This is a genomic window from Neobittarella massiliensis (ex Bilen et al. 2018), from assembly GCF_900289145.1.
Taxonomy (GTDB): domain Bacteria; phylum Bacillota; class Clostridia; order Oscillospirales; family Ruminococcaceae; genus Neobittarella; species Neobittarella massiliensis.
On record NZ_OKQO01000014.1, the window covers coordinates 20395 to 32057 of the forward strand.

The window sequence follows — 11663 nt, forward strand, 5'->3', positions numbered from 1 at the left end:
TCTCCCCTCTCTTATAAATAGGTGGGGTAGTACCGCACCGTTACCGGGATATCCGCCGACACTGCGATCTTGTTCTCCCCGGGGGTCAAAACGGGGAAGGACGTAAAGTCCTCCCCCACATCGGCAAATTTATTGTTTCCGGCCGCGGTCACCATTTTTTGAATGCCGTCGATGACCACTTCCTCCCCTGCAGTCAGTTTGAGAACTGTCCTGCCGCCCACGGTCACCGACTCCATATCCTGCTGCGGTGTAAAGGTGTAGCTGCACCCGGCGGGCAGGTTGCCGCCAGCCTGTATGATATGTTCACCGGCGCCGTCTAAAATGATCTCGGCCATCTCATCGTGCTGGATACTGTCAAAAGTATAGACCACCTCGAATATATCCTCGGTGATGCGCTCCGTTCCGTCTACCGACAATAGGATACTGCGGTAGTAAAAACCGTCTGGCAGCAGCAGTTCATTTTCGCCGGTCAGCGCCGCCGTTAGGCTGCTCACCTGTTTTATAGCGTCGTGCAGGTCGGCCGCCTCTACCCGGGCGGTGACTGTCAAAGTCTTGCCGCCATAGCGGGTACTGCCGATCCGCGACCAGACACCATCTTGTCCCCGCAACACTTCTGTCTGGATCTCGTGGGGCACCACTGTGTAGTCGCCCATCTGGACGCCAAACTTCTCGACACTCTCACCATTTATGGTAAACATGCTCTATACCCTCCCAATTTTTCGATGTACGGCATCAGTTTGACCGCCATTTCCTGACCATCTTCGTACAGGTGCAGTTGTAGCGGCCGTCTGCCGCCCGCTGTCTGCTGTGTGTCTGCCGCCATGACAGCGGATGTTTGCAGTGATGCCGCCGATACCCGCGTCGACAGCGCCGAGGTCTCTGCCTGTACCGTTCCCCGCATCCGCGACACCAGGCTCGAGACCTCTTCACTCATCTCCCGCTCGATCAGGGGCAAGGTGGTCTCCATTCCCACTTCAAGACCCTGTCCCAGCGGTTTTCCCACCAGATCGCGCATCTTTCTTGATGGTGAGTGGATGTCTGCCTGCTGTTTTGCTTTTGCGATCACACGGTCTATCATAGAGCCCATTGCCATCACAGCCCCGGGAATGGCATTACTGATACCGGATGAAAGACCACTTCCCAGTCTATAACCCAACGAGCTGGTATTGCTGCTATTGACCTTGCTTTCCATGCTCGAATATCCGCTGGTCACTAAGCTCTCTGCTGCTCTACGGGCATCTCCCTCCTTCTCTTTCTGTGCGCGAATGTATTCCTCGCTCATCTTTCCACCGCTGCCATACATTTTCGATTGCAGCAGGTTCTGTTTTTTTATGGTTTCATCCAGTGTCAGATTTACCTGATTGGCAGCTGCACCTTCTACCTCACCCGACTGATCTTTTTGCCCCTGCACATAACTATCGCTCACCTTTACGCCGTTTAAGTACATCTGCGGCAGCGTCTCGCCCTCTTTTAGCGCAAACGCATTGACCGTTTTATCTACCTGATCAGATGCCGCGCCCTCAACTTCTCCCTCCTTATCCTTTTGTCCCTGGATGTAGCTGTCGCTCACCTTTACGCCGTTTAGGTACATCTGCGGCAGCGTCTCGCCCTCTTTTAGCGCAAACGCATTGACCGTTTTATCTACCTGATCAGATGCCGCACCCTCAACTTCTCCCTCTTTATCCTTTTGTCCCTGGATGTAGCTATCGCTCACCTTTACGCCGTTTAGGTACATCTGCGGCAGCGTCTCGCCCTCTTTTAGTGCAAATGTATTTACCGTTTTATCTGCTTGGTCAGACGCTGCACTCTCAATTTCTCCCTCCTTATCCTTTTGACCCTGGATATAGCTGTCGCTCACTTTTACACCATTGAGGTATATCTGTGGCAACGTCTCGCCCTCTTTTAGTGCAAATGTATTTGCTGTCTCTTCGACCTGGTCCTCTACGGCCTCTTTGACATTCCCAGTCGATTCATTGATCCCATCCACACCGGCCTGACCCATATCAGACATAGCCTTCTGTACATAAGGAGCCTGATTAGCTGCTGCCATTGCCATAGCAGCACCTGTCCTCTCCACACGCATCCGAGCAGCCTCTACATCTTCATCTGTTATAGATGTGTTACCAGCTCTTTTCATATCTAGCAAGTTCTTATACTGCGCTTCTTCTTCTTTATACTGCTCTCTAAGCCCGGTCGTGGTAGTCTCAGCGACCGTCATATAGCTGGCACCCTTATCGGCATTGATCCTCTTGATCTCATCTGTATTACCAGCTAAAACAGCTGCCTGCATCTGCTCATAGCCATTTATTTTCTGTGTAGAATCTGCGACCTGCTTCTCCGCTTCTTCATAGGCTTTGCTTGCATCTTTCAGCGTATCTCTTTTCTGTTCACAAGTATCGATCAGCGCAGATGCATCCAGTCCCTTAGCCTGTGCATCTAAAACCGCTTTTTCTGCTTCCTCTACTTCATATTGTGCTGCGACATATTTTGCATACGCTTCTGAGCAATTCTCTACTTTCTGCTGTCTTGTCTTGATGGCCTCGGTATATTCTTCATAATAGGCGTCAAGTATTGCCTCCGCTTTCTTTTTTTCGATCAATTTATCTATTGCATCGCCGTTGGCCTGCAGCGCCGTCTTTTCTTCGTTGAGCCACTGTACTGAACCCGGCAAAAGTTTATTGATCTCCTCTACTAAAAATTGCGCTCGCTCCTCACGCCCGGCATTCACGTTGCCCTGTTCGTCAGTTAGTGTCTGTAATTCTTGCCAGAGTTTTTGAACATGGGTGATCTCTGCCAGATCGTCCGATATCTTCTCTGACCGTGTCGCTGCAAGTTGATCCATAGCGTCGCGCTGTTCATATATTTTTTCTGTCAGCGCGTCGGTTTTTACCGTTGCCTCAGTACTCGATACTGCAAAGGCCCCCAGAACTGTAAGTACCAGGCCAATTGCTGCACTGATCGCACCAAATGGACTCATGCTAGTCACAGCATTAAAAACTTCTTGCGCGGTGGTCGCAGCAGCAATTTGTGGAATGAGTAGGCTAAACGACATAGACATCATCTTTAACCCTACATTCATCGCCGTCGTCGATTCGGCCATCATCGCATCGTATTCCGATACGGCTGTAGCAGCATCCACCCAGCCCTTCGCGATTTCCGCTGTTACTCCAGAAACGCCGCCTGCGATAGTCTCCAGCGCCTTCGTCGAAGTCTTGAGTTTATCTACCTCTCCAGAAACAGTCTTAGCCGCTTCCGTCACATACTTGACATTATTGACGATGGTCGTAAAGCTAGCAATATTTTGCTCACTATTTACGTTTACCTCTAAGCCCATATGTACCTCCTCCATAAGAAAAAGCACATCTTTCGATGTGCTTTTTCTTAAAAACTATCCACTAAAATTTATTATGCAAATCTATCCTTACTAGTCCGGGTAAAAAGTTGCTACGACATGATATTGATGAGTCACTATATTCGCTTGGCAGTCGCATTTCTGAACATCAAAACCATATTTTATGCCGTTTGCCGAAGTGGTACTTTTCCCATATTCCGTAAAGTCATCTACATGCAGCTTACCTACAATATCCTCTATCGCCGCATCGTCCGCCCCCTTGTAGAGTAGCGGAATGATTGCCCTGTACAATTGGGGGGTCAACCTTCTGGTCTTCGCCCCACGAGGAGCGCCAAAAGCAACGATGATTACACTCTTCACATCGCCCTTTTTTTCGTTACGTGTAATATAGATGCTCACATTCTCATCCAAAATTTCAGCTGATGGCTTTTCATCCGAACTTGATGCAGAGTATATACTTTCAGTTTCCCCTTCAATGTCAGACTTTTCTTTTTCAAATGTCAGTCGCACCCCTAAAGACAGGGCCTCTGTTTGCAGGTCGCTCTCAAAATCCTCATAGTCAACACCAAAACTATGTTTCTTCCCACACCCCGCAAATACCCCCAACACCATGCACAAACACAGCGCCATCTCCCCATGTTTCCGGTCCCGAGCAGATCGATAGGTCTCTGCTCTCTGGCCAACCGCAGTCCTCCGATCTCCCTCCCGCAAAAACAGCACGTCCCCAATGGGGCGTGCTGTCTGCTGCTCTTACATGCCGTTTTCTGCAAAGCGCTTGGCCACGTACTGCTGCATAGCCTCCTTGTACGCCTGGTAGCTCTTTTGCTGGCGCATCTCTTTGGTCTCTATGGCGTACTGGCGTTTCATGCGGTTGTAAAACGCCTTGGTACCCCGGTCCATTCCCTTGGTATCCGCCGTGCGGTATCCCATGATCTTGGTCAGCGGCACCTGTTCATACAGGCCGCTAAACAGGGCTCTGAACTTCCACCAGTGCATCCGCTCCTGCTGCAGGTCCAGGTGGTACTGAGCCCAAAAAGCAGAGTATATGTATGCGGCGTCCTGCTCAAAGCTGTAGGCCTGTGCCCCGCGGCTGCCACCGATATGCTCGGTCTGCTTGGGTGGATCCTGTCCACAGCGGTAAAACCACAGCATCCCCTCCACCGCCTGATCGAGATCGGTGGGCTGATCGATGTAAAACAGTGCCAGCGCACGATCTATGGCCTCCCACTGGGCAATTTGCGGGTCCTGGTTCATCAGCTCAAACAGCACCATATAGCGGTAGTCGGTATTTACCCGCAGTCCGTCTACCGTCTCGGGCAGCCGGTCAATGAGGATGTTCACCGTCTACTCTTGCCCAGGCAGTACGATGCGGTCCGGCCGGTACTTGGCAATACGGGCCTGCAGCGCCTCAGACTGGCTCTGCACCTCGCGGTTGAGCGCATCCATAGCGTCCAAGCATGTGGGCAGCCCCGGGTCGTCACCCAAGATCTCCCGGGCGGTCTCGGTGCCAAACACAGTTTCAAAAAATGCGACTGCTGCCGCGCACTCACGGGCAATCGACTGCGATAGGCTCTCCCCCTCTTTTGGGGGCTTTTTCTCCCCGATAGCCTGCAGCGCTTCTTCGTACCTGGCAGCAGTCTTGGCACTATAAAAGTCAAATGGGATCTCTTTTCCGTTTAAAAGCATGATTGCCTCCTTCAAGTATTCGCTCGGTATATCAGCGCCCTGTGCGGCGCTTTGTGGCCGGTCTTACTGACCGGCAGCAGCGGTGTAGGTGTACTCTACCGGCATAGCGCCCGCCTTTTTCACATCGATATCCACCGCGGAGTTCTCGCCGGAGTTGCCGCTGCCATCACTGTTGACGATGATCGAGGCAACGCCTTTTTCACCTTTACCGTTGAGGATGCAAAAATACACATACGGTACCTGCACCGACTGGCCAACACCGTATTTGATATCGGGTTTGAAGCAGTAATCCTGGAACTCGTCGCCGATATAGCGGTCGCCAGTCACTTTAAAGGTGCGCTGGGTACCAGTCTTGGTGGTGGACTGGCCGGCGCGGATATACTGCTTGTCCTGGGTGATGGGGTTCATCTGGGCATCCAGCCCGGCAACGCCCATCTGGGCGACTACAAAGTCGTCGATCTTGGTGCCGGCAGTGCCGGAGATGTCCACCGCCAGTACCATGTCATCGTTGGTCACCCAGCCCTCAAAATCCGCACTGGGGGTCTTGCCGGTCATCAGTTCTTTAATAGTCATGTCGTGTTCCTCCCTTTACTTTCTCTTTCGGTGGGCGGTATCCGCCATCCGTCTTTAAAGACGCACCGTGTATATAAGTGTGATCGTCACCTGGCAAATACCTTGGGGGTCGTTTGCCGTCTGGTAGAACGCGCCGCTGGACGAGGAGATGGACTGCACCTTTTTGGGGGCGTCTAAGAGCGGAAAATTCTTCAGTTCATTCTGGCTAAAAAGCCAATCCTCCAGCCCCTCCAAAAAGGTGTTTTCATGCTCCAGGTCCACGCCGTTCTCCCCCGTACCGGTAACGTATACGGTCATCTCATTTTGCACGGTCACCGTGCCGTCTAAATATCTGCCCACGGTCTTCTGGCCTTTGGGCAACAGGTGTACAGTGCCTCGGCTGCCGTCTGTAAACAGCGCCTGCAGCTCTGCATTTTGCGCATCCTGTCCAATGAGCGGGCAGGTCTTTAAAAATTCGGTGGTGCTCTTTAGCACGGTCATCTATATATCCTCCTCCCGGCGCTAAGGCGCCTGCATGGGCAACAGCTTCACATACCTGAACTGACCGAGCAGGTCGGGCAATTTATGCGCCGCTTTTCTCTGCCCACTCTCTACGCTAACATACTACCACCGACGTTCGTGACATGTGTGACAACTTCGCCAGGCGCCTGTCCATGCCAGCCTCCTCTCTCACCAGTTACCAAATAGCCTGCATCAGCAGCGTGTACACGGCGCTGCCCAGAACGCCCAATTGTCGCTTTGGGCAGCCCGACCTACTGCTCACTGCTCTTTAAAAAGCGGTGAAAAGCCTGTTTTACACTGTCTTCAGTATTGCCGTATCCCACTTTGGCTGCCACCTGCCGCCAAGTCAAATGATCCAGGCACCGCAGCGAGAGGATCTGCCGCAGTAGACTGTCATCCACACCGGCAATAAAATCACTCACCTGCTGGTACTGCTGCAAACTGCGCAGTGTTTTGCGCTCTATGGCGTCTTTGCAGTCGGCAATAGCTGCCGCCAACGCAGTCTTATCGCTCACACCTCCCAACCAGGGCAGGCCCGTCACCCGCGAAGATGTGTCGGTCGCGGCCGCCTCCAGCTCCCGCAAGCGGCGGCGGTCGAGCTCTATCTCCCGCTGCAGATGGCCCAGGTGCGCCAGTTCCCGGGCCGTCATGCCGCTGTGTCTGCTCATACCTTCCCGTCCTCTCTGGCCCACTTTAAAATGGTCCGGTAGTGGTCCTTGACAAAACGCCCCTTATGGCCGATGTAATCCGCCAGCTTTTCCACGTAATAGTCAAAGGCCTCGTGGCCGATCTGGATCATCAAGCTGTCGATCTGGGCGTCGGTGAGCAGCACCCGGTGCTGGCCGATGCCCCCAAACAGCTGGGGGTAGTCTGGCCGCAGCTGTTGGCCCTCGTCGGTATCCAGCACGTCCTCTACGTATATATCCAGTGCTCGCGGGCCGCCGCCGCTGCGGGTACTGTCCTTTTCTTTACTTTGCGCTTCACGCGGGGGATCTTCACCGTTATTCGCCCCATAAACGCCGTTTTCTCCCCGGTCGAATTGGCGCAGGATCGCGCTCTTGCGCGATAAGAGCTGCATCTCCTCGGGCGAGAGCAGCCAGTAGGCGGGCTGTATCTGCACTTCGCGCCGCTCCACCGTGGCCCGGTAGTAGGTGCGCTGGATGCGGTGCGACGTCAGTACCCCCTGTTCGGCCAGCCGGGGCTCAAAAAGCCCGCTGTCGATAAGCGACGCCACCATCTTGCTGATCTTGTCTACCGCGGGCTGGTCTTTGCCCTGCAGCCCCGTCTGTATCGCCCAGTGCACGTCCTCTTTTTGGTCGGTGCTGCCGTAGTACAAAAAGTAGCCCTGATCGCCGTATATCAGGTCTAAGAGCAGCTCGTACACCAGCACCACCACCGCCCCGTGCTGCAGCCGGGGACGCCTGAATTTGCGGTCGCGTTCCAGGCCGATGTCCCGGGCGTAATACTCCAGCCGCGCCTTGGTCGGGGCCGCCATCAGCGCTGCCCCCCACAGCGGCGGCAGTGATCTGCCGCCCGTCTCTGAAGTGCCTGCTCCCGCTCGGTCAGCGCCTCTAAAAGCGCCCGTTTGATCTCTCTGGCATCCGCCCGGCCATACAGCTCCAGCAGCTCGCGGGTCTCGCGCAGCCGCGCGTCGTACGGGGTCTCTATACCTCTGTCCATTTTTCTTTCCTCCTGTCTCAAAAGTCCGTTTTATCGTACACATCCCCTGCTATACTGTTAACAGGGTAAGAGCTCTACATCTTGCCGGTCTGCTCGTGGCGCAGGATCTGCTCCGGCCGCACCCGCAGCGCTTTTGCCAGCCGGTAGGCCATATCCACCTGCATGCGCTTTTGCCGGCTGCCCCGCTCGATCATGCAGTAGTAATTCTGGCTGATGCCCACGCGCCTGGCCACCTCACACTGCAAAAGGCCTCTGTCCTCGCGCATCTCTTTTAAGTAATTTCTCATCTCGATATCTCCCTTCTGGCCGCTTGCCAAATTATCCTGTAATGAGATATTACCATGTAACGCCCCAGCAGTCAACTCATTTTGAGATATTTTTCTTTGTATTTATCTCTTTTTGCGCTGAACTGTGCCGTAGAGCAGTCCATAACAGCGGTAGGAACAGGTATTTCTCGCCCCTAAAGGTGCAAAATCTCTTTACAAACCATCCCGTTTTGTGATATGCTGAATACATACATCTCAGTTTGCCGGTATCTTTTAGCGAGCGGCCGGCAGTCTCACAATAAGGAGGAACACCATGTTCGGCGAGAGATTGCGCCAGCTGCGCAGAGAGCGAAAGATCACCCAGCAGGCTTTTGCCCGCGACTTGCAAGTCGCGCAGAACACCGTATCGAATTGGGAGAACGGCGGCCGGCAGCCCAACCTGGATATGTTGCGCCGTATTGCCGACTATTTTGCCGTGCGCGTCGACTATCTGCTGGGCGATGCCGCCCCCGGCGACGACGCCGATAACGGCGACATCACCTTTGACAGTTTCACCTATGCCCTATACGGCGAGACCCGCGACCTGACCGAAGAAAATCGCCAAAAGCTGCTGGAGATGGCCCGCTTTTTTAAGCAGCAACAGGAGAAGGAAGGAAAGTAAATGGATGCCACCTCGCTGCTGGTCGAACTGTACTGTCAGGCCTACGCCGACGGTATCTCAGTTTTTAGCCGCTACCCGGTGGGGGAGCTGGGGGCCGCCACCATCGAGATGAACGGCCGCTACGCGGTATTTATCGACGATGAGCAGTTCGGCACCGCCGCCGATGAGCTCTGTGCGCTGGCCCACGAATGCGGCCATGTCCACACCGGCGCCACCCACGCTGTGGCCAGCCCCTACGACCTGATCGAGCGGCACGAGTACCGCGCCGACCGCTGGGCCATCCATCAGCTCCTCCCCCCCGAGCGCCTGCAAAAGGCGCTGGGCAGCGGCGGCGAGTGCTGGCAACTGGCCGAGGAGCTGGGTCTTCCCCAGCACTTCATCTGCAAAGCCATTGATCTCTACCGGGCAGAGGGCCGCCTGCAGTGATCTATCTATAAAAAGCGGGCGACCGGTCCCCATCAGGGTGCTCGGCCGCCCGTCTGTATTGTATGCCGCACCGCACTGCGGCGGGCGCTGTATGCCGTCCGCTGTGTGCTGTCTGTCTCGTCTACCGTCTGCTGTGTGTCGTCTGCCATCTGCCATCTGCCGTGTGTCGCGTCCATCGTCTGCTGTCTGTCGTCCGTCGTCTGCCATTTGCCGTGCGCCTTCTGCCATGTACCTTCTGCTGTGTGTCGCGTCCATCGTCTGCTGTCTGTCGTCCGTCGTCTGCCATCTACCGTCTACTGTCTACCGTCTGCCATCTGCCGCGTCCATCGTCTGCCACCTGCCGTCTGCTGTATGCCGTCCGTCTCGTCTGCCATTTGCCGTGTGCCTTCTGCTGCCTGCTATCGCTGTCCGTCGTCTGCTGTCTGATGTCTGCTGTCTGCTGTCTGATGTCTGCTGTCTGCCGTCTGATGTCTGCGCGGTGCCGCCGGTATCTCGTGTCCTGTTTGCTGTTTACAGTTTACTGTCTGCTGTCTACACCGCTGCCTGCCCCGCCCGCCGCACCGCTATTTTTGCGCACTGCATCCCACACCACCACACCACCACACCACACGCCGCATTTTATCCGGCAAAAAAGCCCACCCGCAGTTGGCAGGTGGGCTTTTTTCGGCTTATGCATGGCCGGCTCTATTTCGTTTTATCCGGCTCTGGAGCGGCAGCGCTGCCGGTTCACTGGGTGTCTTCGATGACCAGCGTGTTGGCCGTATCCGGAACCAGCGACACGCCCAGCGTCTTGGCCTCTCTGTCGGCTGTAAACAGGTACAAGATCCCACTGCGCTGTAAAGACGCCGTCTCTGCCTTGCCCGAGCCCAGCCCGATCTCCTCTAATTTTTGCAGAACCAGCGGGCAGTCCTGCTGGGCTGTCGAGGGCTGCATGCACTGCACCAGCGCAGTCAGGTAGCCGCTGTACACCCGGGTGTCGCCGCCGTCGATAGGCATCTCGGTCATGATCGAGCTGATGCGGCTCTCCCCTTCCGGGCAGGTCAGCACCAGCTGCACCTTGCCGCCCAACTTGGCGGTAAAAAAGGTGTACCCGCCGGTGTCCTGCACGGTAAATTTCCCCACCGCTTTTTGCCCGGTGAGCCGGCTGTTCATCCGCTCCCGCAGCTGGTCGGGCTTTACGTCAAAGCGCCCGTTTTTGATCGGCACGTCGGCGGTCGTCTCCGCTTCTTTATTCTGTGTCGCCGCCGTATCGGGCCGGGCCGCAGCGCTCTTTTTGCCGCTGGTGCTGCTGCGAAACAGGCCCAGCACCATCGCCGCCACCAACACCAGCACCAGTACGGCCAGCAGCGCGGCGCCCAGCGCCAGCCAGTTGCGCCGCCCTTTTTGCCGCGGCGCCGCCTCGCTTGCCAGCAGTACCTGGTCGGCCGGCACCTCCTGCACCACCGGCACCTTGCCGGGGCGCGGCGTCTCCTCCGCCGGCTCGGGCAGCGGTCCCGTCCCGTCTGCCCGGTCTTCCTTTTCTTCCTCTTGCCACTGCGCAGGCCGCTGGCAGCAGGGGCAGCTGTCGCCCGCATATTCTCTGCCGCATTTCAGGCACTTGGGCATATCTTCACCCCACATCTTCTCTTCTGTTTGCCGGGCGACTGCCGCTGGGTACAGGTGCACCGAAAGCGCACCGCCGCCCCGCAAACCGATATTCCCCTGGTGGGGCCTATTCTCTCTATTCTTTTCCTCATACAGCGTACATTATAACACAGCAGCGCCGGCAGGGCAAATTTCCGGCATATCCGGCTCCTCATTTCTCCACTTTTAGGCGCAATTTTTGCAAAAAAGCACAAAATGTCTCCACTTTTCCTCAAAATAAAGGCCTGCGGTCTCCACTGTGACCACAGGCCTCTTTTTTAAGGATAACAGGCGCTCTACCGGTCCGGCTTGCTGCCCACTGCTCAGGCCGCGGTAAAGGTGCCGCGGGTAACGGTGAGGTACTGCCCCTCCGATACCGTCACATACTTTTCACCATCGAAGTTGTCGTTGGTGATGATGCTGTCGAAGTTGCCGGTGCTGTCGGAAGATACCTCGATATAGCAGGAGTACTCGCTGTTGCAGGTCACCTTGTACTCGCCGGCCGGCAGGTCTTTGCCCACCTTGTACATGCCTTCGCTGTACACGCCGTTTTTGCTGGTGATCTGCACCTCCGCCTCGGCGGCGAAACGGCCGCGGTTGACGGTAAAGTACTGGCCGTCCTGCAGGGTGATGTAGCCGAAGGTGTCCAGGTTGTCGTTGGTGATGATGCTGTCGAACTCGCCGGACGAGTCGGACGAAACCTCGATGTAGCAGGACAGATCGCTGGTGTTCTGCACCACGTACTCACCGGCCGGGATGTCGGTGCCGACCTTGTACATGCCTTCTTTGTGCCAGTTGACCGTCTTGCTCGGCGTGCCGCTGGAGGCGCTCTGCGAGGACGAGCCCGAGCCGCCGCCCGCCGGCGCCGTATCCCAGGGCAGCTCCACGCCGCTGT

The 11663-nt window shown here is 55.7% G+C and carries 14 protein-coding genes and 1 pseudogene; 2 read left to right on the forward strand and 13 right to left on the reverse strand.

Annotation, left to right across the window (positions count from 1 at the left end):
• Positions 1 to 11: 11 nt before the first annotated feature.
• The 11 genes from C6Y32_RS14595 to C6Y32_RS14640 form a co-directional block, all read right to left on the reverse strand.
• Complete coding sequence (locus C6Y32_RS14595) at positions 12 to 698, reverse strand: phage distal tail protein (protein WP_105206011.1); 687 nt, start codon at positions 696 to 698, stop codon at positions 12 to 14.
• Positions 686 to 3334, reverse strand: coding sequence for an AAA family ATPase (locus C6Y32_RS14600; protein WP_105206012.1), 2649 nt, complete (start codon positions 3332 to 3334; stop codon positions 686 to 688). The genes C6Y32_RS14595 and C6Y32_RS14600 overlap by 13 nt, the downstream gene beginning before the upstream one ends.
• 90 nt (positions 3335 to 3424) lie before the next feature.
• Positions 3425 to 3982 carry a hypothetical protein gene (locus C6Y32_RS14605; protein WP_129589468.1) on the reverse strand — a complete coding sequence of 186 codons (558 nt, stop codon included), beginning with the start codon at positions 3980 to 3982 and terminating at the stop codon, positions 3425 to 3427.
• 120 nt (positions 3983 to 4102) lie between these two features.
• The gene (locus C6Y32_RS14610) at positions 4103 to 4693 is read right to left on the reverse strand and encodes a bacteriophage Gp15 family protein (RefSeq protein WP_105206014.1); all 591 of its coding nucleotides are present in this window, start codon (positions 4691 to 4693) and stop codon (positions 4103 to 4105) included.
• A 3-nt stretch (positions 4694 to 4696) separates the two neighbouring features.
• Positions 4697 to 5038, reverse strand: a complete 342-nt coding sequence (locus C6Y32_RS14615) for a DUF6673 family protein (RefSeq protein WP_105206015.1) — start codon at positions 5036 to 5038, stop codon at positions 4697 to 4699.
• Positions 5039 to 5101: 63 nt separating this feature from the next.
• Positions 5102 to 5611: a phage tail tube protein gene (locus tag C6Y32_RS14620; RefSeq protein WP_105206016.1), complete on the reverse strand. Its 510-nt coding sequence runs from the start codon at positions 5609 to 5611 to the stop codon at positions 5102 to 5104.
• Positions 5612 to 5665: 54 nt separating this feature from the next.
• Positions 5666 to 6091: a hypothetical protein gene (locus C6Y32_RS14625; RefSeq protein WP_105206017.1), complete on the reverse strand. Its 426-nt coding sequence runs from the start codon at positions 6089 to 6091 to the stop codon at positions 5666 to 5668.
• A gap of 272 nt (positions 6092 to 6363) precedes the next feature.
• Entirely contained in the window at positions 6364 to 6780 is a 417-nt protein-coding gene (locus C6Y32_RS14630; RefSeq protein WP_105206018.1) for a hypothetical protein, read from the reverse strand.
• Positions 6777 to 7607 carry a Lin1244/Lin1753 domain-containing protein gene (locus C6Y32_RS14635; protein ID WP_164998308.1) on the reverse strand — a complete coding sequence of 277 codons (831 nt, stop codon included), beginning with the start codon at positions 7605 to 7607 and terminating at the stop codon, positions 6777 to 6779. The genes C6Y32_RS14630 and C6Y32_RS14635 overlap by 4 nt, the downstream gene beginning before the upstream one ends.
• Complete coding sequence (locus tag C6Y32_RS15470) at positions 7607 to 7792, reverse strand: hypothetical protein (RefSeq protein WP_164998309.1); 186 nt, start codon at positions 7790 to 7792, stop codon at positions 7607 to 7609. Before C6Y32_RS15470 ends, C6Y32_RS14635 begins: the two co-directional genes overlap by 1 nt.
• 74 nt (positions 7793 to 7866) lie before the next feature.
• Positions 7867 to 8079, reverse strand: coding sequence for a helix-turn-helix transcriptional regulator (locus C6Y32_RS14640; RefSeq protein WP_105206020.1), 213 nt, complete (start codon positions 8077 to 8079; stop codon positions 7867 to 7869).
• Positions 8080 to 8371: 292 nt separating this feature from the next.
• Between C6Y32_RS14640 and C6Y32_RS14645 the strand changes: the two genes are divergently transcribed.
• Complete coding sequence (locus tag C6Y32_RS14645; protein WP_105206021.1) at positions 8372 to 8719, forward strand: helix-turn-helix domain-containing protein; 348 nt, start codon at positions 8372 to 8374, stop codon at positions 8717 to 8719.
• The gene (locus C6Y32_RS14650; RefSeq protein WP_105206022.1) at positions 8720 to 9145 is read left to right on the forward strand and encodes an ImmA/IrrE family metallo-endopeptidase; all 426 of its coding nucleotides are present in this window, start codon (positions 8720 to 8722) and stop codon (positions 9143 to 9145) included.
• A gap of 726 nt (positions 9146 to 9871) precedes the next feature.
• On the opposite strand, the gene C6Y32_RS14660 is transcribed toward C6Y32_RS14650, so the two are convergent.
• Together C6Y32_RS14660 and C6Y32_RS15475 are read right to left on the reverse strand one after the other, a co-directional pair.
• Entirely contained in the window at positions 9872 to 10834 is a 963-nt protein-coding gene (locus C6Y32_RS14660) for a hypothetical protein (protein ID WP_105206024.1), read from the reverse strand.
• Between the two features lie 257 nt (positions 10835 to 11091).
• Positions 11092 to 11663: pseudogene (locus C6Y32_RS15475) on the reverse strand (hypothetical protein); the annotation flags it as partial.